The organism is Nonomuraea sp. NPDC049750 (assembly GCF_040659625.1).
Taxonomy (GTDB): domain Bacteria; phylum Actinomycetota; class Actinomycetes; order Streptosporangiales; family Streptosporangiaceae; genus Nonomuraea.
In genome coordinates, this window is record NZ_JBFANB010000054.1 from 14,212 (window position 1) to 39,384 (window position 25,173).

At 69.8% G+C, this 25,173-nt stretch carries 23 protein-coding genes; 15 read left to right on the forward strand and 8 right to left on the reverse strand.

Going from position 1 to position 25,173, the window contains the following annotated elements; translation table 11 throughout:
* Positions 1-281 precede the first annotated feature (281 nt).
* Positions 282-1,808 (reverse strand): ATP-dependent DNA ligase, encoded by a 1,527-nt coding sequence (locus tag AB0J16_RS57270; RefSeq protein WP_358557152.1) that lies wholly within the window; start codon positions 1,806-1,808, stop codon positions 282-284.
* Positions 1,809-1,919: 111 nt separating this feature from the next.
* Positions 1,920-2,294: an FKBP-type peptidyl-prolyl cis-trans isomerase gene (locus AB0J16_RS57275; RefSeq protein WP_358441976.1), complete on the reverse strand. Its 375-nt coding sequence runs from the start codon at positions 2,292-2,294 to the stop codon at positions 1,920-1,922.
* Between the two features lie 77 nt (positions 2,295-2,371).
* Between AB0J16_RS57275 and AB0J16_RS57280 the strand changes: the two genes are divergently transcribed.
* Positions 2,372-3,127, forward strand: a complete 756-nt coding sequence (locus AB0J16_RS57280; protein ID WP_358181470.1) for an SDR family oxidoreductase — start codon at positions 2,372-2,374, stop codon at positions 3,125-3,127.
* A 70-nt stretch (positions 3,128-3,197) separates the two neighbouring features.
* Here the strand turns inward: AB0J16_RS57280 and AB0J16_RS57285 are convergent, their stop codons facing one another.
* Complete coding sequence (locus AB0J16_RS57285) at positions 3,198-4,637, reverse strand: GuaB1 family IMP dehydrogenase-related protein (RefSeq protein WP_358557155.1); 1,440 nt, start codon at positions 4,635-4,637, stop codon at positions 3,198-3,200.
* 95 nt (positions 4,638-4,732) lie between these two features.
* Between AB0J16_RS57285 and AB0J16_RS57290 the strand changes: the two genes are divergently transcribed.
* From AB0J16_RS57290 to AB0J16_RS57320, 7 genes are all read left to right on the forward strand, one after another.
* Positions 4,733-5,188 carry a GyrI-like domain-containing protein gene (locus AB0J16_RS57290; protein ID WP_358557157.1) on the forward strand — a complete coding sequence of 152 codons (456 nt, stop codon included), beginning with the start codon at positions 4,733-4,735 and terminating at the stop codon, positions 5,186-5,188.
* Positions 5,189-5,317: 129 nt separating this feature from the next.
* Complete coding sequence (locus tag AB0J16_RS57295) at positions 5,318-6,565, forward strand: FAD-dependent monooxygenase (protein ID WP_358557160.1); 1,248 nt, start codon at positions 5,318-5,320, stop codon at positions 6,563-6,565.
* Between the two features lie 109 nt (positions 6,566-6,674).
* The gene (locus AB0J16_RS57300; RefSeq protein WP_358557163.1) at positions 6,675-7,835 is read left to right on the forward strand and encodes a glycosyltransferase; all 1,161 of its coding nucleotides are present in this window, start codon (positions 6,675-6,677) and stop codon (positions 7,833-7,835) included.
* A gap of 11 nt (positions 7,836-7,846) precedes the next feature.
* The gene (locus AB0J16_RS57305) at positions 7,847-8,557 is read left to right on the forward strand and encodes a hypothetical protein (protein ID WP_358557166.1); all 711 of its coding nucleotides are present in this window, start codon (positions 7,847-7,849) and stop codon (positions 8,555-8,557) included.
* On the forward strand, positions 8,554-8,898 hold the full coding sequence (locus AB0J16_RS57310; RefSeq protein ID WP_358557169.1) for a hypothetical protein: 345 nt from the start codon (positions 8,554-8,556) through the stop codon (positions 8,896-8,898). The genes AB0J16_RS57305 and AB0J16_RS57310 overlap by 4 nt, the downstream gene beginning before the upstream one ends.
* On the forward strand, positions 8,898-10,085 hold the full coding sequence (locus AB0J16_RS57315; protein ID WP_358557172.1) for a glycosyltransferase family 4 protein: 1,188 nt from the start codon (positions 8,898-8,900) through the stop codon (positions 10,083-10,085). The genes AB0J16_RS57310 and AB0J16_RS57315 overlap by 1 nt, the downstream gene beginning before the upstream one ends.
* The gene (locus AB0J16_RS57320) at positions 10,082-10,861 is read left to right on the forward strand and encodes a hypothetical protein (protein WP_358557175.1); all 780 of its coding nucleotides are present in this window, start codon (positions 10,082-10,084) and stop codon (positions 10,859-10,861) included. The genes AB0J16_RS57315 and AB0J16_RS57320 overlap by 4 nt, the downstream gene beginning before the upstream one ends.
* Here the strand turns inward: AB0J16_RS57320 and AB0J16_RS57325 are convergent.
* Entirely contained in the window at positions 10,824-11,981 is a 1,158-nt protein-coding gene (locus tag AB0J16_RS57325) for a cytochrome P450 (protein WP_358557178.1), read from the reverse strand. The genes AB0J16_RS57320 and AB0J16_RS57325 overlap by 38 nt on opposite strands.
* Position 11,982: 1 nt before the next feature.
* Positions 11,983-13,104, reverse strand: a complete 1,122-nt coding sequence (locus AB0J16_RS57330; protein ID WP_358557181.1) for a CaiB/BaiF CoA-transferase family protein — start codon at positions 13,102-13,104, stop codon at positions 11,983-11,985.
* A gap of 140 nt (positions 13,105-13,244) precedes the next feature.
* On the opposite strand from AB0J16_RS57330, the gene AB0J16_RS57335 reads away from it, so the two are divergent.
* The 4 genes from AB0J16_RS57335 to AB0J16_RS57350 all read left to right on the forward strand — a co-directional run bounded on the left by AB0J16_RS57335 (position 13,245) and on the right by AB0J16_RS57350 (position 18,607).
* The gene (locus tag AB0J16_RS57335) at positions 13,245-14,780 is read left to right on the forward strand and encodes a serine/threonine-protein kinase (RefSeq protein WP_358557184.1); all 1,536 of its coding nucleotides are present in this window, start codon (positions 13,245-13,247) and stop codon (positions 14,778-14,780) included.
* A 99-nt stretch (positions 14,781-14,879) separates the two neighbouring features.
* Positions 14,880-15,863 carry an NAD(P)-dependent oxidoreductase gene (locus tag AB0J16_RS57340; protein WP_358557187.1) on the forward strand — a complete coding sequence of 328 codons (984 nt, stop codon included), beginning with the start codon at positions 14,880-14,882 and terminating at the stop codon, positions 15,861-15,863.
* Between the two features lie 130 nt (positions 15,864-15,993).
* Positions 15,994-17,343: an FAD-binding oxidoreductase gene (locus AB0J16_RS57345; protein ID WP_358557238.1), complete on the forward strand. Its 1,350-nt coding sequence runs from the start codon at positions 15,994-15,996 to the stop codon at positions 17,341-17,343.
* Between the two features lie 4 nt (positions 17,344-17,347).
* The gene (locus AB0J16_RS57350; RefSeq protein WP_358557190.1) at positions 17,348-18,607 is read left to right on the forward strand and encodes a cyclopropane-fatty-acyl-phospholipid synthase family protein; all 1,260 of its coding nucleotides are present in this window, start codon (positions 17,348-17,350) and stop codon (positions 18,605-18,607) included.
* A 53-nt stretch (positions 18,608-18,660) separates the two neighbouring features.
* Here AB0J16_RS57350 and AB0J16_RS57355 read toward each other — a convergent pair whose 3' ends face one another.
* Positions 18,661-20,568, reverse strand: coding sequence for a S8 family serine peptidase (locus AB0J16_RS57355; protein WP_358557193.1), 1,908 nt, complete (start codon positions 20,566-20,568; stop codon positions 18,661-18,663).
* Positions 20,569-20,611: 43 nt separating this feature from the next.
* Here AB0J16_RS57355 and AB0J16_RS57360 point away from each other — a divergent pair, with 43 nt between their 5' ends.
* Positions 20,612-20,785 (forward strand): hypothetical protein, encoded by a 174-nt coding sequence (locus AB0J16_RS57360; RefSeq protein ID WP_358557196.1) that lies wholly within the window; start codon positions 20,612-20,614, stop codon positions 20,783-20,785.
* 179 nt (positions 20,786-20,964) lie between these two features.
* Here AB0J16_RS57360 and AB0J16_RS57365 read toward each other — a convergent pair whose 3' ends face one another.
* Positions 20,965-21,948: a hydroxyacid dehydrogenase gene (locus tag AB0J16_RS57365; RefSeq protein ID WP_358557197.1), complete on the reverse strand. Its 984-nt coding sequence runs from the start codon at positions 21,946-21,948 to the stop codon at positions 20,965-20,967.
* An 89-nt stretch (positions 21,949-22,037) separates the two neighbouring features.
* Positions 22,038-23,117, reverse strand: a complete 1,080-nt coding sequence (locus tag AB0J16_RS57370; RefSeq protein ID WP_358557199.1) for a LacI family DNA-binding transcriptional regulator — start codon at positions 23,115-23,117, stop codon at positions 22,038-22,040.
* A gap of 142 nt (positions 23,118-23,259) precedes the next feature.
* On the opposite strand from AB0J16_RS57370, the gene AB0J16_RS57375 reads away from it, so the two are divergent.
* Together AB0J16_RS57375 and AB0J16_RS57380 are read left to right on the forward strand one after the other, a co-directional pair.
* Positions 23,260-24,234 (forward strand): ABC transporter permease subunit, encoded by a 975-nt coding sequence (locus AB0J16_RS57375; protein WP_358557201.1) that lies wholly within the window; start codon positions 23,260-23,262, stop codon positions 24,232-24,234.
* Complete coding sequence (locus AB0J16_RS57380; protein WP_358557203.1) at positions 24,231-25,115, forward strand: carbohydrate ABC transporter permease; 885 nt, start codon at positions 24,231-24,233, stop codon at positions 25,113-25,115. Before AB0J16_RS57375 ends, AB0J16_RS57380 begins: the two co-directional genes overlap by 4 nt.
* The last annotated feature ends 58 nt before the right edge of the window (positions 25,116-25,173 follow it).

Below are 25,173 nucleotides of genomic sequence, written 5' to 3' on the forward strand. Positions count from 1 at the left end.
GGGACAGGACAGGGAAAGGCCAGGTCGGGGCGGATATGGGGGCGCGCGTCGGCCGATCCCTCGCTCGGGGCGGGTGCCCCGCGAACGTGGTCGAACATATGCGACAAACAGCGAGTAAAGACAACTTAATGGGACATTCAGTGAAATATCTCACTTTGGTCACGAGTCGACCAGAACGTTGAGCGTACGCCGGGGATCTTGGGACAGCCGGAAAACGCCGACTCTGTCACCTTGGGGATAGGTGAAGGCATCCCAACAGGAGCAGAGCCGTACCAAAAGGGTCAGAGCATGAGCGAGCGGACGGTCTCCACCGTGTCGGCGTCCGCGGCCCGCTTGTCGGGCCGGTACCTCAGCACCCGCGCGAACCGCAGCGCCATCCCCCCGGGATAGCGCGGCGACCGCTGCACCCCGTCGAAGGCGATCTCCACGACCAGCTCGGGCCGCAGACTGACGGTCCACTCGTCGGTGGGCCCCTCGGCCAGCTCCAGGAAGCGTTCGGTCTGCCAGGCGAGCAGCTCGTCGGTCAGCCCCTTGAACGTCTTGCCCAGCATCACGAACCCGCCGCTCTCCGGGTCGCGGGCGCCGAGGTGGAGGTTGGACAGCTTGCCTTCGCGGCGGCCGTGACCCCATTCGGCCGCGAGGACGACCAGGTCGAGCGTGTGCCGCGGCTTGACCTTGATCCACCCGGCGCCCCGGCGGCCGGCCGCGTAGGGGGAGGCCAGCGACTTGACGACCAGGCCCTCGTGGCCGGCCTTGATCACGTCGATGAAGTACTTCTCCGCCTCCGGCACCTCGCCCGTGACGAGCCGTGGCGTGAGCAGAGCGGGTGTGACGGTCCGGCCGAGGACCTCCTGGCGCTGGGCGTAGGGCAGGTCGAGCAGGTCGGCCCCGTCCACCCGCAGCGCGTCGAAGAAGAACACGCTCAGCGGCGTGTCCTCCCGCAGCCGCGGGACGCCGGTCTTGGTGGTCACCCTGCTGGCCGTCACCTGGAACGGGTGCGGCCGCCCGTCGGGCCGCAGCGCGATCACCTCGCCGTCGAGCACGAGATCGTCGCAGGCCAGGCCGAGCACGGCTTCCACGAGTTCGGGCACCTGCGCGGTGATGTCGTCGAGCGTGCGGGTGAACACGCGCACCTGATCACCGGAGCGGTGCGCCTGTACGCGTACGCCGTCGAGCTTCCACTCCAGCGCGGCCGGGGTGCCCGCCTTCTCCAGCGCGGCGGCGACGTTCGGGGCGCTGCCGGCCAGCATGGGCGAGACCGCCCGGCCCACCTCCAGCTTGAAGGCGTGCAACGCCGCCACGCCACCGGTCAGGGCCGCCGCGCCCACGGCGGGCAGCCAGCCGCGCAGCGTGAGCGCCCGCCGCACGTCGGCGGACGGCGCGCCCGACGCTTTGGCGATCGCCTCGATCATCACGCCGTCGAGGGCGCCCTGGCGCAGCTCGCCGCCGAGCAGCCGGAGCATGAACGCCTGCTCCTGGCTGGTCAGCCCGGCGAACAGCTCGGTGATCAGCGCCTTGCGGGCCGCCTGCGAGCCCTGGCCGGAGACGGACTTGATCTTCGACAGCAGGGCGTCGACGTGGGTCAGGGTGGCGGTGGCGGCGAGCTTGGCGGGAGGCGGATCCTGAAGGGTCCGCCAGCCCACGCCCACTTGACGCTGTGGGAGCTCACCCGACAGGTAGGAGATGGCGATCTCCGCCTCGTCGGCACCGACCCTGCCGAGCAGTTCGGCCAGATGGCCGACCTTGCCGAGCCGGGCGGACGTGCGCGTCACAGCCTCCGAAACCCGTACCACGTCGATCAACAGCACATGCCCTATGTTGCCGTACTTCGCCGACAAATCCGCCGCGCCAAGACCAGCATTTTGCCCGGCGATGGGCCCCCTGAGGGGTGGGGCGGGTGTGCGACCCGCCCCAGGGTGTTAGCTGACGCCCAGGAGGTCGACGACGAAGATGAGCGTCTCTCCTGGCTTGATACGGGCGCCGGCGCCGCGGTTGCCGTAGCCGAGGTGCGCGGGGATCACCAGCTTGCGGCGACCGCCCACCTTCATCCCGGCCACGCCCTGGTCCCAGCCGGCGATGACACGCCCGCCGCCGAGCGGGAACTCGAACGCCTCGCCGCGGTTCCACGACGCGTCGAACTCCTCGCCGGTCGAGAACGCGACGCCCACGTAGTGGACGCTGACGTTCTGGCCGGGCTTGGCCTCGGGGCCGTTCCCCTCGACGATGTCGACGATCTCCAGGTCGGCGGGCGGGTTGCCCTCCGGGAAGTCGATTTCCGGCTTCTCGAGTGCCACGAATTGCTCCTGTTACGAGTATTGGCGATCAGGAATGGACCCGACGACTCTATGCGGTCGGGATATGGTCATCGTTCATGGCCGCCCTTTCCGCCGATGCGATCCTGCTCACCGGGCGCGTCGCCGTGATCACCGGGGCGACGCGGGGGATCGGGCGGGCGATCGCGGAGACGTTCGCGGCATTCGGGGCTCATGTCGCGATCTGCGACCGCGACAAGCCGCAGCAGAGCAGCGAGCTCGCGATGACCCTGGACGTACGGGATCCGGTGGCCGTGGAGGTGTTCGCGCAGGCCGTGCACGAGCGGTGGGGGCGCGTGGACATCCTGGTGAACAACGCGGGCGGGACCTTCCACGCCGCGTTCGCCGACACCACGGCCCGCGGCGAGCGGACCCTGATCGAGGAGAACTTCACGCAGGTCACCGGCATGATCCGCCGGATGCTGCCGATGATGGGCGCCGGGGCGTCGATCATCAACGTGACCTCCAGCGAGGCGCACCAGGCAGCGCCGGGGTTCGCGGTCTACGCGGCGATGAAGGCGGGGCTGGAGAGCCTGACGAAGTCGCTCGCGCTGGAGTTCGCACCCCTGGGCATCAGGGTGAACGCCATCGCGCCCGACGGGCTGCCCACCGAGGGCGAGACACAGGTGCGGGAGCGGATGGCGGACGGACCCTTCGAGCCGGTACGCCTGCCGCCGCTCGGGCACCTCGGGGAGCCGGCCGACGCGGCGGGCGCGGCGGTGTTCCTGGCCAGTGAGCTGGCCAGGTTCGTGACCGGCACGACGCTGCACGTCGACGGCGGGATCCACGCGGCAGGCGGCTGGCGCCGAACCTGAACCGGCTCTGGTGCGGAGCCAGCGGTAGGCGGCCGGCACCGCACCTGAGCCGGCCGGAGCCTGAGCCGCGCTACCAGCTCTGGTGCAGTGGCATGCCCTCGGTGTAGCCGGAGGCACTCTGGATGCCGACCACCGCGCGCTCGTGCAGCTCCTCCAGGTTCGCCGCCCCCGCGTACGTGCACGAGGACCGCAGCCCGGCCACGATCGCGTCGATCTGGTCCTCCACGCTCGGCCGCCGCGGATCCAGGTACATGCGCGAGGTCGAGATCCCCTCCTCGAACAGCGCCTTCCTGGCCCGATCGAACGGGCTGTCCTCCGCCGTGCGCAGCCGCACGGCCCGCGCGGACGCCATGCCGAAGTTCTCCTTGTACCTGCGCCCGTCGGCGTCGGTGCGCGCGTCGCCGGGAGACTCGTACGTCCCGGCGAACCACGAGCCGATCATCACGTTGGCCGCGCCCGCGGCCAGGGCGAGCGCCACGTCACGCGGGTGCCGGACACCGCCGTCGGCCCACACGTGCCGTCCGAGTCGCCGCGCCTCCGCCGAGCATTCGAGCACGGCCGAGAACTGCGGCCGCCCCACCCCGGTCATCATCCGCGTCGTGCACATGGCGCCGGGGCCGACCCCCACCTTGAGGATGTCCGCGCCCGCGTCCACCAGGTCGCGCACGCCCTCGGCGGTCACCACGTTGCCCGCCGCCACAGGCACCCCCGGGTCCAGGGCCCGGACCGCGCGCAGGGCGGAGACCATCTTCTCCTGATGCCCGTGCGCGGTGTCGACCACCAGGCAGTCGATCCCGGCATCGAGCAGTTCCTTGGCCTTGGCCGCGACGTCGCCGTTCACGCCGACGGCGGCCGCGATGCGCAGCCGGCCGGCGGGGTCGAGCGCGGGCTGGTAGAGCGTGGCGCGCAGGGCGCCCGTGCGGGTCAGGATGCCGACCAGACGGCCCTCGGCGTCCACAATGGGCGCCAGCCGGTGGCGGCCCCCGTGCAGCCGGTCGAACGCCGCGCGCGGCTCAAGCCCGGCCGGCAGCGTCAGCAGCTCGCTCGACATCACCTGCGACAGCTGCGTGTACATGTCGACGCCCTGGCAGTCGGCCTCGGTCACCACGCCGGTCGGCCGGTTGTCCCAGTCGACGACGATGACCGCGCCGTGGGCGCGCTTGGGCAGCAGCTGCATGGCCTCGCCGACCGTGTCGTGCGGCGTCAGCGTGAGCGGAGTGTCGTGGACCAGGTCGCGCTTCTTGACCCAGTCGACGACTTCCATCACGACATCGATGGGAATGTCCTGGGGGATCACGGTGATGCCGCCCCGGCGGGCGATCGTCTCGGCCATGCGCCGACCGGCGACCGCGGTCATGTTCGCCACGACGATCGGAATGGTGGTGCCCGTGCCGTCGTTCGTCGAAAGATCGACCGCGAGCCGGGAACCGACCGAGGAACGCGACGGGACCATGAACACGTCGCTGTACGTCAGGTCGTATTGCGGCTCGAGGCCGTTAAGGAACTTCACGTTCGTCCATCCTATGCGGTGGGTGACTTATGAGGGCTTTTCCCGTTTGTTATGGCCATAGGATCGCCCGAGATGCTTAGGGGGATGGAGGGCCTGTGGAGGTCACTGAGAGAAACGAGCTGACAGTCGTCGGTATCGCCGTACGCACCTCGAACGCCGACGAGATCGACCCCGCCAGGGCGAAGCTGCCCGCGCTGTGGCAGCGGGCGGGCGCCCCCGGGGCGTTCGCGCACATTCCGGGACGCGTCGACGAGAACCTTTACGCGGTGCTGACCGACTACGAGGGCGACCATCACGGCGCCTACACGCAGATCGTCGGCATCGGCGTGCGGACGGTCCCCAGGTTGCCCGAGGGCATGGTCGCCGTACGCGTGCCCGCGGGCCCGGCCCTGCGGGTCGAGGCGCGCGGCCAGATGCCGCAGGCGATCGTCGACGCCTGGCAGCAGGTGTGGAAGCACACCGAGTCGGGCGGCACGCCCGCGCGGGCGTTCAGGACGGACCTCGAGGTGCACCACCCCGGTGGCGCGGACCTCTACATCGCCGTCTACTGATCGCTGAACCCGAGCCCGGTCGGGCTCGGGTCGCGGCCTCATGGACCGCCCTCCTTACCTATCGTTAAGTAACCCCTTGCGGATGTTATTTCGGGTCGCTTACCATCCGTTAGGTAAGGGGGTTTTGTCATGCAGATCCTGATCTCCGGCGCGAGTGTCGCCGGACCGGCGCTGGCGTACTGGCTCAACAGATACGGCTTCGACGTCACCGTCGTGGAGCGCGCCCCGTCGCTCCGCAAGACGGGCGGCCACGCGATCGACCTGTTCAGGCCCGCGATGGACATCGTCGAGAAGATGGGCCTGATCGACCCGATCACCGCCAAGAAGACCGGCACGAACTGGCTCACCATGTATAGCGAAGGCCAGTATCGCGAAGGCCAGTATCGCGAAGGCCAGGAGGGGGCCGTGGAGCTGGACCTCCGGCGCGTCTTCACGGCCGTGTCGGACCGCCACGTCGAGATCATGCGCGACGACCTCAGCGAGATCTTCTACGACGCCACCCGCGCCGACGTCGAGTACGTCTTCGACGACTCCATCACCGCCATCGCCGAGGACGGCACGGTGACCTTCGAGCGCGGGGCGGCCAGGCGGTTCGACCTGGTCGTCGGCGCCGACGGGCTGCACTCGAACGTGCGCGGCCTGGTCTTCGGCCCCGAGTCGGGCTTCTCCACCTGGATCGGCGCGTACCTGGCCGTCTTCTCGGTGCCCAACTACCTCGACCTCGACGGCCGCATGGAGGGGCTGTCCGGCATCGGGCGGATGGCCGGGATGTACGGCGCGGCGCACATGTCCGACGCGCGGGCGGTGTTCCTGTTCAGGACGCCGGAGCAGCTCCAGTATCACCACCGCGACGTCGCCCGGCAGAAGGAGCTGCTGCGCGAGCGGTTCGCGGGCATGGGCTGGCAGGTTCCCCGGCTGCTGGCCGAGCTCGACCGCACCCCGGCCTTCTACTTCGACTCGATCACCCAGCTGCGCCTCGACACCTGGTCGCGTGGCCGCGTGACGCTGGTCGGCGACGCGGGCTACTGCCCGGGACCGGCCGTGGGCGGCAGCACGAGCCTGGCCGTCGTCGGGGCGTACATCCTCGCGGGCGAGCTGGCCGCCGCACGCGGCGACCACGAGCGCGCCTTCCCGGCCTACGAGGCCGAGATCGGTGAGTACGTACGGCGAAGCCGCACGTTCGCGGTCGGGGCGGCCAAGCGGATCGTGCCCGGCAACCGGTTCGACCTGTGGACGCTCACCCAGGCCGCGCGGCTGATCGGCCACCTGCCGGTCGCGGTGACCAAGGCCGCTACCAAACTGGGCAGCAAGGGCATGCGGCTGCACGACTCGATCGCGTTGAAGGACTACTCGGCGTACGAGGGCGTGCGGCAGTAGAAGCCGTGCGCTTGGCGAAGCCGTGCGCCTGGCGAACCGCGCGTCAGGAGAAGCTGCGCGGCAGTAGAAACGGCGCGGCAGTAGAAACGGCGCGAATAGACTGCGCGCCGTGCGTGCCGCCTATTTCGCCTTTGACCGGTTCCCTTCGAGTAAGGGGTCGGCGGTGCACATCGGGCAGATGGCCGCCGAGCTGTTCGACCGGTTCGGCGGCGGGCTGCTGGGGGTGCTGGGCGGGGGCGGGCTGCCGCGCTACCAGCGCGAGGGCGATGTCCAGATCGCCAGGTTCGACGAGCAGATCCCCAACCTGATCGACCGCGCCGAGGCGTACTCGCACTGGGTCGCCCGCCACCTCGCGCCGCACCTGGAGACGCTGGAACTGGTCCACGTGCGTGATCCTTGGAGCGCGCTGCCGGTGCTCGGCCACCGGCACAAGGTGGTGTACGAGGTGAACGGGCTGCCGTCCATCGAGCTGCCGCACACCTGGCCACAGGCGGCCCCCGCCACGGTGGCCAAGTTGCGGCGGCTGGAGGCGCACTGCCTGGAACAGGCGGACGCGATTGTCGTGCCATCGATCGTTATCGGCGACGCCATCCGCAAAATGGGGATAAATCCGGAAAAGGTGTTCCTCGTGCCGAACGCCGCCAACCCCGTCACCCCAGCGCCGAGCGCGCCGTCCGCCGGAGCCGCGTCGGCGGCGTCGGGCGCACGCCCACCTGGCGCGCCCGAGCACTACCTGATCTACGTAGGCGCCCTCCAGCGCTGGCAGGGCGTGGACGTGCTGCTCCGTGCCTTCGCCAGGTTGGCCGACCTGACCGAGCTGCGCCTGGTCGTCTGCTCCTCCGTCCCGGAACGCCGCGCCAAACCCCTCCAGCGCCTCGCCGACCGCCTGGGGGTGGCCGAGCGGATCGTGTGGCGGTTCACGCTGCCCCACGACGAGGTGGCCGGCTGGCTGGCCGGCGCGGCCGTGTCCGCCGCCCCGCTCACCGCCTGCCCGCGCAACCTCGACCAGGGCTGCGCCCCGCTCAAGATCCTGGAGTCGATGGCGGCCGGCACGCCGGTGGTGGCCTCGGACCTGCCGGCCGTACGAGAGATCCTGGGGGAGGACGGGCGGCTGGTCGCGCCCGATCGGCCCGCCGAGCTGGCCCGCGCGATCCGGATCCTCCTGGAGTACCCCGAACAGGCGCGGGTGATGGCGGAGCGGGCCAGGAGTAGGGTGCCCAGCTGGGCGGATTCCCGGGCGAGGCTCGCCGAGGTTTATCGCCGTGTGTAGTGTTTCGAGCCATGTTCTGGCGGAAGACACGGGCGGCGATCGCCGGGTTCCACCCGCTGCACCAGACCCTCATCTGGGAGCACACGCTCTCGGCCACGCTGCCCAAGGCGGAGTGGGCGGCGCTGCTGGCCAGCCTCTCCCGGCATCGCGGGCTCGTCCGCCGGCGCAAGTGGCGGCTGCCCGCGCGTACGGAGAGCCTGCTCGTGCCGCTGATCAGGGTGCTCTGTGAAGACGTCGGCGGCGGCATGGTCGGCATCACCGCCGATCTGCGCGGCCACGGCGTCCCCGGCAAGGAGAGCCCGCACCGGTCCCTGCCGGTCGTACGACCGGTGCGCCGGGCCGAGGAGTGGTGGGTGCGCGATCCGTGGCTCAGCGTCCGCTCGGAGTTACGCGACGGCAGCGTGCTCACGCTCGCCGTCACCGACCTGGTCAGGCGCCGCCGCGTCGTCAAGGTCAATCCGCGGGGCAAGCACAAGACCAAGACGAAGACGAAGGCCGTACAGCACATTAGGACCAGCCGCTCGCTGGCCAAGGGTCAGGTGCCGGCGCGGCCGGGCAGCCCGCCTCCGTGGTGGATCCGGGTGAAGGTCCGTCCGGGCGTGAAGACCGTGATCAGGGCCGCCGCCAAGGTGCCGCTGCCCGCCGAGCGCGACCAGCTCGGGGCGATCATGACGGTGGCTACCGAGTCGTTCAGGTGGACGCAAAGGAGGCGGGTCGCGTGATCCCGTGCATGGTGAGCACCGGATTCTTCGTGCTCGGCCGCTGCGGCCGCGCGCCGGTCGCCGCCTGCGCCGGGTGCGGCAGGCCGATCTGCGACCGGCACATCGGTCCCGGTGGCGTCTGCCCCGAGTGCGCGACCGCCCAGGGCTACGGCTCGGCCTACGACCCGTTCTGGACCAGCGGCTTCCGCCGCGACCACTACCAGAGCACCTCCTCCACCTACCAGGACCCTGGCTGGTACGGCACGTTCGACGACTACGACAGAGGCGCCTTCGACCCCGAGGACCAGGGCGACTTCGGTGACTTCGGCGACGGTGACGAGCGCGATTTCGTGGACAGCTGATGCGGCTGCTGTGGCTCACCGAGCACTACCCGCCGAGCAGGGGCGGCATGGCCGAGTCCTGCGACAGGATCGTCAGGGGCCTGCGTGAGGCGGGCGTGGAGATCGACGTCGCGCACCTGACCAGGCGGGATCGGCCCTGGCAGACCGGCGGCGAGCGGGGCGGGCGGCTGCTCACCGTGCCGCTGGAGGACAATCCCGAGCACGCGCTGCGCCGGTTGTGGACCGTGCTGCGCGGCGAGTCGTACACGCACGTGGTGGCGTTCGGCGGCACGTACGCCATGCTCGGCGCCCCGATCCTGGCCGCGTGGCTCGGCGCTCCGCTGGTGACGCTGCTGCGCGGCAACGACTTCGACACCGGTGTCTTCTCGCTGCGCCGCAGGGGCGCCCTGCTCGACGCGTTACGGGCCTCGGCCACGGTGTGCGTGGTGGCCTCCGGGCACGCGCCGCTGGTGTCCGCGCTGGTGCCGGAGGCACGGGTGCGGTGGGTGGCCAACGGCATCGACACCGCCGGCTGGCAGATCCTGCCCTCCGAACGCGCGGCGGGCCTGGCCAGGCGGGCCGCCGCCGGCCGACGCACGATCGGGCTCATCGGGCAGCTCAAGAACAAGAAGGGCGTCGGCTTCCTGCTCGACGCGCTGGCCGCCTCCGGGCACGCGGACCTGTTCCACCTGCTGCTCGTCGGGGAGTTGGAGGCGGACCTGACCGTGCCGGCCGGGCACACGCGGCTGCCCTTTCTCGACCGGTACGAGCTGCCCGCGCTCTACGCCGCCTGCGACCTGGTCGCGCTGCCCTCGTTCTACGACGGGCTGCCGAACGTGGCCCTGGAGGCCGCGGCCCTCGGCGTCCCGCTGCTCGCCTCCGACGCGGGCGGGCTGGCCGACCTGGTCGACGACGAGATCGGCTTCCGCTTCGCCGCCGGGGATCCGCACGAGTGCCGGGCGGCGGTCGACCGGGCCGCGCGGGCCACGGACGAGCAGCTGGCCAAGCTCGGTACGGCGGCGGCCGAGCGAGTACGCAGGGACTTCACGGTGACCGCCGAGACGGAGGGCTACCTGCGGGTCTTCCGCGAGAGCGCCCGATCGGCCGCTCCGCCCGACGACAGCGAATTGTCTACTCCGCCGAACCGCACTGGATTGTCTGCTCCGCCCGACGGTACCGGATTGTCCGCCCCGCCGAACCGCACATGATCGTCTGCTACGCCCGAGGCGGCGGGCTCGGCCATCTCACCCGGGTCCGGGCCTACCTGCACACGGTCCATCCGGGCGCCGCGGCCACGATCCGCACCGAGTGGCCGCGTGACCCGGCCGTGCTCGCGCGGGCCGACGAGATCGTGGTGGACGCCTTTCCCGCCGGGCTCGACGGCGAGATCGAGGCGGTGGTGCCGCCGGGGACGCGTGTCGTGCATCTGGCCAGGTTGCTGCGCTGGGACGCCTACCGGCCGCTGATCCCGGCCCGGCCGTTGCGCTTCCACCGGACGTGGCTGGCCGAGCCGGTGAGCGATCCCCACCTGGCCTACCTGGAGTCGGTGTCGGACGAGGTGGTCCCGCTGGCGCTGGCCGATCCACCGGCCCCGCCCGCCACGGCGCCGGGGGACTGGCTGACGGCTCCGGAGGACCGGCTGACGGCTTCGGGGGACTGGCTGATCGTGCATTCCGGGCCGCCGGGCGAGATCCTGGAGCTGGTGGCGTACGCCCGCGAGAGCGCCGTCCTCGAAGGTCTCAGCCCGCGCCTCGTGCTCGTCTCGCCCGCCGCGCCGCCCGGCCTGCCCGCCGGAGTGGCGCACCTCGCCGTCCGCCCGGCCTGGCCGCTGTTCGCCACGGCCGGCCGCATCGTCTCCGCCGCCGGGTTCAACGTGGTACGGCAGGCCGCGCCGTACCGGCACAAGCATCGGATGGTGCCCTTCCCCCGCCGCTTCGACGACCAGTTCACCCGCGCGGCGAGAGCACGACGGGAAAGGACGTGACGCCGCGCACGAACGCGTTGGGCAGGATGCGCGGGCCCGCGTCGTCGGACCAGGCGGCCGAGCCCACCCGGTCGATCCACTCCTCGAAGAAGATCCGTAACTCCAGCCGGGCCAGGGACGCGCCCAGGCAGAAGTGGGTCCCCAGGCCGAACGCGATGTGCCCGCCCGGCTTGCGCGTCACGTCGAACACCTCCGGCCGGTCGAACACCGACTCGTCCCGGTTCGCCGAGCCGTACATGAGCAGGACCTGCTGCCCTCGGCTGATGCGCTGTCCGTGGAGCTCGGTGTCGCGGGTGGCCGAGCGGCACATGTTCAGGATCGGGGTGGTCCAGCGGATGAACTCCTCCACGGCGTTCTCGATCAGGCCGCGGTCCTCGCGCAGCAGCCGCCACTGGTCCGGGTGCCGGATCAGCGCGTCGATCGCGGTCGCGATGACCGTACGGGTGGTCTCCGCGCCGCCGTCGAGCAGCAGCAGCGCCTCGTTCGCCAGGTGGTCGTCGTCGTAGGCGGCCCGGCCGGACCACAGGGTCACCAGGTCGTCGGCCGGGCACGCCCGGCGCTCGGCGGCCAGGGCCAGTACGGCCTCGCCGAACTCGCCTGCGGCGACCGCGGCCTCGTGCGTGACGTAGCGCAGGCCGCCGCCCGCCACGATCGTGGTCTCCGACCAGTGCTTGAGCCGCGGCCAGTCCGCGTCGGGGAAGCCGAGCAGCCAGCCGATCATGCGGGCGGGCAGCGGCGCGGCCAGGGCGGGCACCGCGTCGACGGTGCCGGCCTCCAGGGCCTGGTCGATCAGCTCGACGACGACCTCGCGGACGCGGGCGGCGTAGCGCTCGTGGACATAGCGCGGCGTGAAGCGGCGGTAGACGAGGCGGCGGTGCTCGGCGTGCTCCGGGTCGTCCATGCCGATCATCGACGGATCGGAGGGCAACTGGGGGCGGTAGCCGCCGGTGCTGGTCCACAGCCCTGGATCGCGCTCGATGGCCGTGATGTCGGCGTGGCGGGAGATGCCCCACAGCCCGTTGGCGGCGTCGTGGTGGACGGGGGAGTACTCGCGCAGCCAGGCGTAGACGGGTGCCGGGTCGCCCGCGTACAGGGCGCCGTCGAGCAGATCGGGGTCCATGTCAGGCCAGCACCCCCTGGGAGCGCAGCTTCTCCGCGGCCTCGGCGCTCAGGCCCCAGGCGGACAGGTCGGTGAGCCGGGTGGCGGGCGAGAGGTTCTGGTCCGGTACGCCGAGCAGGCGCGGCGCGGGGACCGGCTGGCTGAGCCCGCCGACGTCGGCGAAGGCGCCCCTGGCCACGTTGTGCGGATGCCGGACGGCCTCCTTCATGGACAGGACCGGCGACACGCACGCGTCGGAGCCCTCGAACACCGCCTCCCACTCCGCCCGCGTCCGCGACCTGAATTCCTCGGCCAGGCGGGCCTTGAGCGCCGGCCACTGCTTCTTGTCGCCGCGGTCCGGCAGGTCCGTCAGCCCCATCCGGGTCACCATCGCGTCCCAGAACTGCGGCTCCAGCGAGCCGACCGCCATGAACTCCCCGTCGGCCGTCTCATAGGTGTCGTAGTGGGGCGCGCCGGTGTCCAGCAGGTTCGTGCCGCGCGGGCCCCAGAAGCCGCTCTGCACGCCGTGGTAGAACATCGCGAACAGGATCGCGGCGCCGTCCACCATGGCCGCGTCGATCACCCGGCCCTTGCCGGTGCGCTCCCGCTCGAACAGGGCGAGCAGCACGCCGTACGCGAGCATGAGACCGCCGCCGGCGAAGTCGCCCAGGATGTTGATCGGCGGCGTCGGCTTGTCCTCCGCGCGGCCGAGCATCGACAGGATGCCGGAGATCGCGATGTAGTCGATGTCGTGGCCCGCGGTGGTGGCGAGCGGCCCGTCCTGTCCCCAGCCGGTCATCCGGCCGTAGATCAGCCGCTCGTTCACCGCGTGGAGGTCGGCGGGGCCGATGCCGAGCCGTTCCGCCACTCCGGGCCGGAAGACCTCGATGACGACGTCGGCGTTCCTCGCCAGCTCCTTGAGCGTGGCGACGCCCTCGGGCGACTTCAGGTCCAGGCCGATGGTGTGCTTGCCGCGGTCCATGACGTCCGTGCGCGGCGCGTCGGAGACGGCGGCCACGCGATCGACGCGCAGCACGTCGGCGCCGTGGTCGGCGAGCATCATCCCGGCGAACGGGCCCGGCGCGAGCCCCGCGAGCTCCAGCACCCGGATCCCGGCGAGCGGGCCCTGTCGGCCTTCAGACATCGGCATCTCCTACGACTCGGCTGGCCTCAGTAGAACAACATTCGGTGACCTCTGGCAAGACGCCTTCCCGACCTCCGGGCAGACATACGCGAGGTATGGGAAACTTGCCCACTGTTCGGGTGGGTCTACAAGGGTTGGACATGGTTTCGGATAGCAACCAGCTGGTGGCCAAGCGCTACCAGTTACTGCGCGAACTGGGGCGCGGCGGTATGGGCGTGGTCTGGGAAGGCCGCGACACACTGCTCAACCGGCAGATCGCCGTTAAGGAAGTGCTCCTGCCCGCGGGACTGCCCCGGGCCGACCAGGAACGGCAGTTGCTCCGTACCGCCCGCGAGGCGCGTATGGCGGCACGGCTGAACCACCCGTCCGTCGTCGCGATCTACGACGTGGTCGAGGAGGACGGCCGGCCGTGGATCATCATGGAGCTGGTGCGCTACCCCTCTGTGGAGGAGGTCGTCGCCACCTCCGGCGCCCTTCCGGTACGGCAGGCGGCCGACGTGGGCCGGCAGGTGCTGTCGGCGTTGCGGGCCGCGCACGAGGTCGGGATCCTGCACCGTGACGTCAAGCCGAGCAACATCCTGCTCACCGACGACGGCCGGGCCGTGCTCACCGACTTCGGCATCGCCACCGCCGAGGGAGACGCCTCGCTGACCCAGACCGGGATGGTGACCGGCTCGCCGAGCTTCCTGGCTCCCGAACGGGTGCGCGCGGCCGAGTCCGGGCCCGCCTCCGACCTGTGGTCGCTCGGTGCCACGCTCTACGCCACGCTGGTCGGCCGGTCGCCGTTCGAGCGCGGCGATCCCATGGCCACGCTGAACGCGCTGCTGAGCGACGAGCCGGACTACCGCCGGATCCCGCCGATCATGCACCCGATCCTGCAAGGGCTGCTGCGCAAGGAGCCGCACGAACGGGTCAACGCCGAGCAGGCCGACGCGCTGCTGGCCGCCATCGTCGCGGCCAAGCAGCCGAACGATGACCGGGTCGTGGTGGAGCCGAAGCCGCCGCGCGGCGGCCGTACCCTCCTCGCGGCGGCAGCGGCGGCGGTGCTGGTGGTCGGGGGAGGCGGGTTCGCCTTCTTCAAGTTCAGCGGGTCGGCGGAAGGCGCGCCGCGCGTCACGCAGAGCGCCGTGGCCAGCGCGCCGCCGAGCACGCCGCCGCCCAGCACCGAGACCAGCGCGACGCCCACCCCCACCCCGACGCCCACCCCGACCAAGGTGGTGGCGACGGTACGGGCCTGGAAGTCCCCCGACGGCTGGTCCATCATGCGGCCCATCGGCTGGCGGGGCGCCCGCAAGGAGGCCTACACCGAGTGGACGCGCCGGGACCGGAGCGGGCACTTCGGCGTCCAGGCCATCTACGTCAACCCCGACCCGAACCAGATCATCCGCGACTCGCAGGAGACCGCCGGGCAGAACGACCAGGACGTTCGGACCCTGCGCCGCAGGTCCGTCACCCACCAGGGGACCAAGGCCGTGGAATGGGAGTTCACCTACACGGCGGGTCCGACCGGCGACGCGCCGTGGAGCACGCAGGGCGTGAAGTATCACGAGGTGCAGCGGGCGGTGGCGATCGGGGACACCGCCTACGTTTTGTCGTGGACGGCCACCGAGGCGCGGTGGAGACAAGACCAGGGGTTGATGCGGCAGGTGATCGCCAGCTTTACGGTAGCGGCATGAGTTACCCCTCCACGGTCGTGCCGGTGATGGCATGACGCCCGGGAATCCGGGTGCCGGTGATGGCATGACGCCCCGGAATCAGAGTGCCGGTGGTGTGGCGTGACGCCTTGGAATCTGCTCGCGCTGGCGCCGCTCCCCGAGGAGGTGCTGCGGCAGTTGCTCGCGCCGCTCGGCGACCGGGTGGCCGTGCGGGTGCCGCCGGCTCGCGACCGCGCCGCGCTCCTCGCCTCGCTGGCCGAGGCGGAGATCGTGCTCGGCGACTGGACGGCGCTGCTGGCGCTCGACGCCCAGGCGGTGGCCGCCGCGCCCCGGCTGGCCTTCGTCCAGCAGCCCTCGGTCGGCGTCGACGGCCACGATCTGACCGCGCTGGCCGCCGCGGGCGTGCCGCTGGCCAACACGGCGGGCGTCAGCGCCGTCGCGGTGTCCGAGTGGTGCCTGGCCGCCGCCCTGTCGCTGTCGCGCAAGCTCGCCGAGGCCGACGCCGCCGTCCGCGCGGGCCACTGGCCGCAGCAGGACCTGCGGCCCCGCGAGCTGCACGGCCGGCCGGTGGGTATCGTCGGCTACGGTCCGATCGGCGCGGCCTGCGCCCGGCTGTTCCGGGCGTTCGGCTGCCAGGTGTCCTACTGGACCCGCACGCCTCGCGCGGAGCCGGGCTACCAGGAGCTGGCACCGCTGCTGTCCACCTCCGACGTGGTCGTCGTGGTGATCGCGCTGTCCGACGAGACTCGTGGCCTGATCGACCCCAGGCGGCTGAAGCAGGGGGCGTTACTGGTCAACGCGGCCAGGGGCGGGGTCGTCGACCAGGCGGCGCTGGCCGGCGCGCTCACCGATGGGCACCTCGGTGGCGCCGCGCTCGACGTGTTCGACACCGAGCCCCTGCCCGATGACGACCCGCTGCGCGAGATCCACGGCGTGCTGTTGTCGCCGCACGTCGCCGGAGTGACGCCGGAGTCCACCGGACGCCTGCTCACGGCCACGATGGCCAACCTCACGGCCGCGCTGGACGGCCACGAGGTGGCCAACGTGATCAACGGTGTATCGCCGATCATCCGCCGGAAATTTCCGAGTTCGCCCACCGCGTAGGGATTCGACCGGGCACGATAAACAGTTTTCGTGTCTTTAACGACCCCGGTCTGGTCGATGTCAGTCCAGGGAGATACCTTCTTCAGGACGATCTCTACCGGCTCAAGGGGGTGCTTCCGTGACGACAACGATGTCGACACACCGACGGGCAGTAGAGCACATCAGGCAGTCGTACGCGGAGATCCCGGGGGACGCTTCGCCCCGGCTGTCCAAGGCCACGTCCAACCTCTTCAGATTCCGCGACTCGGGCAAGACCGCCAAGCTCTCCGCCAGGGAGCTCGACGAGGTCATCAGTGTCGACCCGGTGACGATGACGGCCGAGGTCCAGGGCATGACGACCTACGAGCACCTGGTCGACGCCACGCTGCCGCACGGGCTCATGCCCTATGTGGTGCCCCAGCTCAAGACGATCACGCTGGGCGGCGCGGTGACGGGGCTCGGGATCGAGTCGACCAGCTTCAGAGACGGGCTGCCGCACGAGTCGGTCGAGGAGCTCGAGATCCTGACCGGCGACGGCCGCATCGTCGTCGCCCGCGACGACAACGAGCACCGCGACCTGTTCCGGGCCTTCCCCAACTCCTACGGCACGCTCGGCTACGCCCTGCGCATCAGGATCAAGCTCAGGAAGGTCCAGCCCTACGTCAAGCTGACGCACGTCAAGTTCACCGACGCCGACAAGTGCATGCTGGCCATGCAGGAGATCTGCGACAGCATGGAGCATGACGGGGAGCCCGTCGACTTCATTGACGGTGTCTTCTTCGAGCCGGGGGAGATGTATCTCACGGTCGGCCGCTTCGCCGAGCGTGCGCCCTACACCTCCGACTACACCGGCATGCGGATCTATTACCAGTCCATCAGGCAGCGCAACCGCGACTGGCTGAGCATCCGCGACTACCTGTGGCGCTGGGACACCGACTGGTTCTGGTGCTCGCGTGCCTTCGGTGTGCAGCAGCCGATGGTCCGCTCGCTGATGCCGCGCCGCTGGATGCGCTCCGACGTCTACCGGCGGCTGGTCGCGCTCGACCGGAAATACGGGGTGGTCGCGCGCGTCGACAGATGGCGCGACCAGCCCGTTCAGGAATCGGTTATCCAGGACGTCGAGACCCCGGTCGAGCGGGGCGCGGAGTTCCTGGAGTTCTTCCACGACAAGGTCGGCATGACGCCGGTGTGGATGTGCCCGCTGCGGGCTTCCTCCCGCTGGCCGCTCTACCCCCTGGAGCCCGGCAAGCTGTACGTGAACTTCGGCTTCTGGGGAATGGTGCCACTGCCACGGGGGCAGTTCGACGGTTATTACAACCGTCTCATCGAGAACTCTGTGCACGAGCTCGACGGGCACAAGTCGCTTTACTCGACTTCTTTCTACGCTCGTGAGCAGTTCTGGCAGCTGTACAACGGCGATGCTTACTGGCCGGTCAAGCAGGAATACGACCCGAACGGCCGAATGCTTGACCTGTACGACAAGTGTGTACGGGGAAGGTGAGCAGATGGCTCTCGCATCCATCTTTGAGAAGATCGTTGGTCCGCAGGCCAACATCGCGTTCATGGCCTACGACGGCAGCAAGGCGGGGCCGGACGGCGCGGACCTCGCCCTGGAGGTGAAGTCCCCGATAGCGGTCGCCTACCTCGCGCAGGCACCCGGAGAGCTCGGCCTTGCCAGGGCCTACATCTCCGGCCACATCGACGTCCACGGCGACATGTACACACTGCTCGACCGCATGTGGAACATCACCACCAACGACCTGACGACCGCCGAGAAGGTGGCGGCCGTCCGATCGCTGGGCCTGAAGCCGCTGATGATGCGCGTCCCGGCGCCGCCGCAGGAGATCCGCCAGAGCACGCTGGCCAAGCTCGGCTCCCGGCACGCCAAGCAGCGTGACGCCGAGGCGATCCACCACCACTACGACGTCTCCAACCGCTTCTACGAGTGGGTTCTGGGCCCGTCCATGGCCTACACCTGCGCCGTCTTCCCCACCAAGGAGTCGACGCTGGAGGAGGCGCAATACGCCAAGTTCGACCTGGTGGCCCGCAAGCTCGGCCTCAAGCCCGGCATGCGGCTGCTCGACGTCGGCTGCGGCTGGGGCGGCATGGTCATGCACGCCGCCAAGCACTACGGCGTCAAGGCCCTGGGCGTCACCCTCAGCAAGCAGCAGGCCGAGTGGGCGCAGAAGGCCATCGTCGAGGCCGGGCTGGAGGACCTGGCCGAGGTCCGCTTCATGGACTACCGCGACGTCGTGGAGTCGGACTTCGACGCGGTCAGCTCCATCGGTCTCACGGAGCACATCGGCAAGCGCAACCTGCCGTCCTACTTCGCCTTCCTCTACAGCAAGCTCAAGGCGGGCGGCCGCCTGCTCAACCACTGCATCACCCGGCCGACCGGCACCGAGAAGACGTTCAACAAGGGCGGCTTCATCAACCGCTACGTCTTCCCCGACGGCGAGCTGGAGTCGGTCGGCTACCTGGTCAGGCAGATGGAGGACCTCGGGTTCGAGATCCGCCACGAGGAAAACCTCCGTGAGCACTACGCCGAGACCCTCCGGCACTGGTGCGCCAACCTCGACGCCAACTGGGCCGACGCGGTGCAGGAGGTGGGCATGGGGACCGCCCGGGTCTGGGCCCTGTACATGGCCGGCTGCATCGTGGGCTTCGAACGCAACAAGGTGCAGCTGCACCAGGTGCTGGGGGTCAAGCTCGACTCGGAGGGACACTCCGGCGTCCCGCTGCGTCCGTCGATCGACTGGCCTTAAGGCTTGTAGAGGTGTGAGGGGCTCACCGGCCCCTCACACCTGGTTTCGACGGTTCAGAACCTCAGCATCCACCCGTTGATGTAGCCGGTGTCGCCGGTTGTGACGTCTTCGACGCGTAACGTCCATGTCCCGTTGGCCGGTGAGGATCTCCCATCCACCTGATAGGTCTCCTCGATCTGGTCGGCGTCGTCTTTGGAGTTCGCCGCGCGAAGCGGATAAACGATGCCGGTCGGGCCGATCAGATCGATCTTCAGGTCGCCTCTCCAGGGATGACTGATGTCCACGGAGACCGTCATCTTCTGGGGCGCGTTACCGGGGAGCCAGCCCGTGACCGTGATGGGGGATTTGACGAGGCTGCCCTTGTCGGGGATGGCGTATTCGGTCCAGTTCTCGAAGTAGGGGAAGTCCATCGACCAGGCATCGATGATGCCGGCATGGGGTGACCAGCCGTCCGCGGCACGCAGCTTCCAGGTCCCGTTCTGCTTCGTCACGGCGCTGATGTCCACGTCGTACGTCTCGTCGATGAAATCGCTGCCGTCCGAGGACGGCGACCTCAGCACATATGCCTTTCCGTCCGGGCTGATCAGGGAGAGCTTCAGATCACCCACCCAGGGGTGCTGGATGGAGACGTAGACGTGCACCTGGGACGGGGTCTTGCCGAGGAGGTCGCTCACGACGATCGGCGAGTCCACGCTGCCCGGGTCGGGGATGGCGTAGTCGTTGAAGTTGGCGAAGTACATCGGCCAGAGGGCGCCGTCGGTGGGGGTCGGCGGGAGGGCCGCGCTGTCCAGCCGGAGGCGGGGCGTGGTGGCGCTGGTATAGGCGATGGCCTTGCCCGTGCTCTCCATCGCCGCTTCCAGCTGCCCGATGCTCGCCTGCGGGAAGGCCTGGCGGAGCACGGCCAGCGCGCCGGCCACGTGCGGAGTGGCCATCGACGTACCGCTCAATGACCCAAAGGTGTTGCCGGGCACCGAGGAGACGATCGACGTGCCGGGCGCGAACAGGTCCAGCAGCGGACCGCGGTTGCTGAAGGCGGACACCTCGTCCGTGTCGGTGGTGCTGCCGACCGTGATGGCCGAGGGCACACAGGCGGGCGCGCTGACCGCGTCGCCGTAGCCGTCGTTCCCGGCCGCGACCACCGTGGCGACCCCGGCCGCCAGGAGCGCGTCGATGGCCGGCTTGCGCGGGTCGGTGTCACACGCGGAGGTGTACAGGCCGCCGCCCAGGCTCAGGTTGGCGGCCACCAGAGCCGTACCGGCCTCCTTCAGCTGCAGGACCTTCTCCAGCCCCGCCACCTGGGCGCTGGTGAAGCTCAGCACGCACGGCGCGGCGCCCGCCCCGCAGAAGTCGTCGGTGGTGAACTTGCTGAACACCTGGATGGCGACGAGTTTGGCCCCCGGGGCGACCCCGGCCGGCGGGGCACCGGCCACGTTCGTGCCGTCGCCGATCGCGATCCCGGCCACGTGCGTGCCGTGATCACAGTCGAGGGCCGCATCGGCGCACGGCCCGCTCTCGGAGTCGGCCGAGCCGGCTCCCGTCTGCGTGGCGGCGCCGTTCGGGCACAGGCTGGTGGCGCCGTAGTCGGCGTCGATGGGGGAGAAGCAGGCCTGTTCGATCACCCGTCCGCCCAGGAAGGGGTGCTTGACGGCGACGCCGGTGTCCAGCACGGCCACCACGCTGCCCGCGCCGGTCAACCCGGTCGCCCGCGTCTTGTCCGCGCCGATCAGCGGGATGCTCTCGGCGAGCACCGGTGGTACGGGCTTGTCCTCCGACACGCTCACCACGTTCGGCAGTTTGGCCAGCCGGTCCACCGCCGCCGCGTCGACGCGCAGGGTGACCATGGGGAACCGGGACATCGTCTGCAGCACCTGACCGGCACTCGACGCCTCCGGCAGATCCGTCCGGCTCTTGGTGACCACATTCACCCTGACCTTGGCACCGGCGGCCAGCCGCGCACTCAACCCAGGCTCTATCGTCGGGGGCTGGTCAGTCAGATTCGCCGACGTGGCATGGGCCGGCACGCTCACGCCTGTCGTGGCCGCTAACGCCATGATGATGCAGGATAAAACCCACTTTTTCATCCGCCACTCCAAGGTGAGAGAATTGATCACCTGGACAGTAAATGACGGAAACCTGCTCAACAAGGGCCTGGTCCGGGGCAGATGTGCAAATCGCTGATCAATGCGCTGATAGCTCACATTTGCCCAGGTAGATGCCCTCGTATGGCGGAATTATGGCGAACATATGGCGCCTTGTTAGACAATGCACATGCGCGCCATGAATCGCGCGAAAAGCAGCGCTCATCGGGCATTAAATCGAAGATAGGGGACCGTCGTCTTTAGGTGGCGGGTGAATGTCTAGGCGATTCGGGCGAGGTCTCGCATATGGATCGGGTACGCCGGGGGCAACCCCTTCGCGTACCGCTCGAGTTCGTCGAGGGCGGCCTCGGCGAGGCGATGGACCTCCGTGCCCATGGCTCCGGCGATGTGCGGCGTGAGCTGCACATTGGGCAGCCCGAACAGCGGTGAGTCGACCGGCAGCGGTTCGGGGTTGGTGACGTCGAGGATCGCGCTGAGTCGCCCGCTCACGCATTCGGCGGTGAGCGCGTCGGTGTCGATCAAGCTACCTCGGGCGGTATTGATGACCGTGGCGTGGTCGGGCAGCAGGGCGAGGCGGTCGGCGTTCAGCAGGTCGCGGGTCTCAGGCAGTGACGGCGCGTGCAGGGTCACGATGTCGCTGCGGCGCAGCAGGTCGGGCAGCGGAACGAGGGTCGTGCCAAGCTCCTCGGCGTCCGCCTCGCCGGCGTAGGGGTCGCTCGCGAGCACGGTGAAGTCGAAGGCCCGCAGCAGGCGTGCCACCCGCCGGCCGATGTGTGACAGGCCGACGATGCCGACGACGCGACCGTAGTTCGACCCGGCGGTCACACGTTCCCGCCACGCGGAGTCGGTGCCCCGCCGCCGGTATGCCTCGGCGAAGGCGCTCAGGCGTTTGCCGCTGTGCAGGATCGCGGCGAGGGTGTACTCCGCGACGGGCACCGCGTTGGCGTTGGCCGCGGAGGTGACGAGGATTCCGCGTTCCCAGCAGGAGGCGTCGGTCAGATGCGTCTTCACGGTGCCGGCCGCGTGCAGCACGGCGCGCAGCCGGGGAGCGGCATCGAGGACCTCGCCGGTCAGGAGCGGACACCCCCAGCCGGTGATCATGACTTCGATCTCGCGGAGCCGGACGCGGCTTGCCGGTGATCCGAACTCGGTCAGCGCTTCGGGGCGGTCGAGCTGGGCCAGTGCGTGCAGCCGCTCGAATCGTGGGGCGTCGAAAAGCTGGCGGATGGTGGGTTCGGACATGACCAGTGCTGTCACGGGCCGGCGGGTCATCATGCTCCTCTTCGGTGGTAGCTGCGCGCGCGACCATTCGGTGGTTGCCGCGTGCGCGACTATTCGGTGGCGGCGGCGATCGCGACGCTGTCCCGCACGACGACGTGGGTGCCGAGCACGACCCGCTGGTCGACGGTGTCCGGCTCCACCGCCATCGTCGCGGCGAGCCGGCCCAGCTCCCGGGCGGGAATGTGCACCGTGGTCAGCCCGAGATCGGCGGCGAAGGCGGCGTCGTCGAACCCCACGACCGAGATGTCCTCGGGCGTGCGCAGCCCGGCTTCTCGCAGGGCTTGCAGGACGCCGCTCGCGACGTGGTCGGTGTGGGCGAACACGGCGGTGAAGTCCGGCGGCCCGGCCCGCAAGATGTCGCGCATGCGGGAGTAGCCGGTCTCGCGGCTCCACGCGGGACCCGCCTCCAGCCGGGGGTCGAGATCGCCGCCGAGGTCGGCCAGGGCACGGCGGTATCCGTCCCGCCGCCGCACAGTGGTGCTGTGGTCCTGCTGGCCGCTCAGGAGCAGGATGCGGCGGTGGCCGCGCGACAGCAGGTGACTGGTCGCGGCGTACGCACCGCCCTCGTTGTCGTACTCGACCACGCCGGCGGGTGCGTCCGGGTCAAGTGGGGGCCGGGCGCACAGCACCAGACGTGAGCCGGTCTGCGCGAGGGAGGTGGCGAAGGCGTTGGTGTGGCGCACGTATTCGGGGGTTTCGGAGACGGCGCCGATGAGGATGATGGCCTGCGCGTGCTGGGCGCTCATCTGCCGTAACACCTGCAGCTCGCGATCGGGGTCGCCGCCGGTGGTGCCGATCAGGCACAGCCGCCCGGCGTCGGCGAGGGTGTTGGCGATGCTCTGGACCAGGCTCATGAGGAAGCCGTCGTCGAGCATCCGGACCACGATGGCGATCGTGCCGGTCTCCGGGCGGGTCAGTGCGCGGGCGTGCGGATTGGCGACGTAGTCGAGGTCGCGGACCGCGCGCATGACCTTGTCGCGGGTCTCCGGCGCCGGCGGATAACTGCCGTTGAGGATGCGTGACACGGTGGACACCGAGACGCCCGCTCGGGCCGCCACGTCGCGGATGCTCGCCCGCCCGTTCTCCATGCCGCTCCCTACCTCCGCTGCCTTGTTAAAAGGGTTTAACAAGAAGCCTAGCCTGTGCTGGCGCAGCTGGCCAGCGGATCGGATCTACCGGCCCGTTTGTGAAGGTTGGGGTCTTGACGCGAGAGTGAAACCCTTTTAACGTGCCGATAACCAAGCGACATTACGTAGCGTTCCAGGAGGTAACGTGGCCGTCACCCTCGCTGACCGGCGGACGGACGATCCGCCCACCGGCGCGGCCGAGTCCGCGCGTCGGCGCGGCGGCCGGCGGCAGCGGTTACGTCGCAGCCGTCTGTTGCTGCTCATGATGGCGCCGGGAGTGCTGTACTTCGTGGTGTTCCACTACGTCGCTCTGCTGGGCAACGTCATCGTCTTCCAGGACTACCTGCCGTTCGCGGGCATCATGAACAGCCCCTGGGTCGGCCTGGACAACTTCCGGACCCTGTTCGCCGACCCCGACTTCTGGCAGGCGGCGCTCAACACCATCAGCCTCGCCACGCTGCAGCTGATCTTCTACTTCCCGGTGCCGGTGGCCCTGGCGCTGCTGCTGCACAGCCTGACCCGAGGGTGGGTGCGCAAGGCGGTCCAAAGCATCGTCTACCTGCCCCATTTCATCTCGTGGGTGATCGTCGTCGCGCTGTTCCAGCAACTGCTCGGTGCGGCGGGCGTCCTCAACGGGCTGTTCGCCGACAACGGCTACCACCTGGTGAGCGTCTTCAGCGAGCCGTCGTTGTTCAAGCCCTTGATGATCGCCGAGCTGATCTGGAAGGACTGCGGCTGGGGCACGATCATTGTGCTGGCCGCCCTGCACAACGTGGACGATCAGCTCTACGAGGCATCCGCGATCGACGGCGCGGGGTGGGGCCGGCGGCTGTGGCACGTGACCCTGCCGTCCCTGCGACCGGTCCTCGTCCTGCTGCTGATCCTGCGGCTGGGCGACATCCTGAGCGTCGGCTTCGACCAGGTCCTGCTGCAGCGCGACGGGTTCTCGCCCGGGGTCGCGGAGGTCCTGGACACCTACACCTACTACCACGGGGTGGTCAACGGCAGCTGGGGACCAGCCGCCCTGGCCGGCATCTTCAAGGGCCTCGTCGGCCTGGTCCTGATCGTCGTGGCCAACAAGGTCGCGCACCGGCTGGGCGAGCAAGGAGTCTACCGATGACACGTCCGGTCTGGATGGAGCCGCCTCGGCCGAGCACCAAGGCGGCGAAGGCCGTCGCGGTGATGCTCACGGTGGCGCTGGTGATCATCCCGTTCTGGGTGGTCGTCGCCACCAGCTTGTCGCCCGACATGCAGGTGATCCGCAACGGCGGCTGGTCGATCTGGCCCGAGCGGGTGACGCTGGACGCCTACCGGCGACTGTTCGGTTCCGGAGTGATCTCGCACGCGGTGCTCGTCTCCACCGTGGTCACGCTCGTGGGCACCGCGGTGAGCCTCACCGCCACCGTGCTGATGGCGTACGCGCTGGCTCGGCCGAACGTCTTCGGCGGCAAGCCGATCATGCTGGGTGTCCTGCTCACCTTCCTGTTCCCGCCGGCGATCATCCCTAGCTTTCTGGTCGTCAGCAACCTGGACCTGCGCAACCACTACGCGGCGCTGATCGCCCCGGTGCTGATCAGCACCTTCAACCTGGTCATCATGCGGGGCTATTTCCAGGGATTGCCGACCGAACTGTCGGAGAGCGCCCGCATCGACGGCGCCGGCGACGGCCGCGTGCTGTGGCACGTCGTCCTTCCGCTGTCCAAAGCGATCATCGCGGTGGTCGGCTTCTACTACGCGGTCGGCTACTGGAACAGCTTCTTCAACGCCATGCTCTACCTCGACGACCAGTCCACCTGGCCGCTGCAGCCGATGCTGCGGCAGATCGTCATGCTCGGGGCCAACCCCGATACCTCGATCGCGGCCGGAGCCGGGGCCAGCGTCGCCCCCCAGACCACGACCATGGCCACCGTCGTGGTCGCGGTGCTGCCGATTCTCGCGGTCTATCCGCTCGTGCAGCGCTTCTTCACCAAAGGCGTGCTCATCGGCGCGATCAAGGGCTGACCTGACCGGACGGCCCACCCCATGCACACCTTCCGCGCCCTGCGGACCGCATACCCCA

What these genes read in the sequence shown, in the direction of transcription:
- AB0J16_RS57345 (WP_358557238.1), top strand. Translation starts at nt 15,994, where the DNA reads ATGTCGACACACCGACGGGCAGTAGAGCACATCAGGCAGTCGTACGCG.
- AB0J16_RS57335 (WP_358557184.1), top strand. Translation starts at nt 13,245, where the DNA reads ATGGTTTCGGATAGCAACCAGCTGGTGGCCAAGCGCTACCAGTTACTG.
- AB0J16_RS57315 (WP_358557172.1), top strand. Translation starts at nt 8,898, where the DNA reads ATGCGGCTGCTGTGGCTCACCGAGCACTACCCGCCGAGCAGGGGCGGC.
- AB0J16_RS57350 (WP_358557190.1), top strand. Translation starts at nt 17,348, where the DNA reads ATGGCTCTCGCATCCATCTTTGAGAAGATCGTTGGTCCGCAGGCCAAC.
- AB0J16_RS57305 (WP_358557166.1), top strand. Translation starts at nt 7,847, where the DNA reads ATGTTCTGGCGGAAGACACGGGCGGCGATCGCCGGGTTCCACCCGCTG.
- AB0J16_RS57320 (WP_358557175.1), top strand. Translation starts at nt 10,082, where the DNA reads ATGATCGTCTGCTACGCCCGAGGCGGCGGGCTCGGCCATCTCACCCGG.
- AB0J16_RS57280 (WP_358181470.1), top strand. Translation starts at nt 2,372, where the DNA reads ATGGCCGCCCTTTCCGCCGATGCGATCCTGCTCACCGGGCGCGTCGCC.
- AB0J16_RS57330 (WP_358557181.1), bottom strand. Translation starts at nt 13,104, where the DNA reads ATGTCTGAAGGCCGACAGGGCCCGCTCGCCGGGATCCGGGTGCTGGAG.
- AB0J16_RS57295 (WP_358557160.1), top strand. Translation starts at nt 5,318, where the DNA reads ATGCAGATCCTGATCTCCGGCGCGAGTGTCGCCGGACCGGCGCTGGCG.
- AB0J16_RS57380 (WP_358557203.1), top strand. Translation starts at nt 24,231, where the DNA reads ATGACACGTCCGGTCTGGATGGAGCCGCCTCGGCCGAGCACCAAGGCG.
- AB0J16_RS57325 (WP_358557178.1), bottom strand. Translation starts at nt 11,981, where the DNA reads ATGGACCCCGATCTGCTCGACGGCGCCCTGTACGCGGGCGACCCGGCA.
- AB0J16_RS57365 (WP_358557197.1), bottom strand. Translation starts at nt 21,948, where the DNA reads ATGTCCGAACCCACCATCCGCCAGCTTTTCGACGCCCCACGATTCGAG.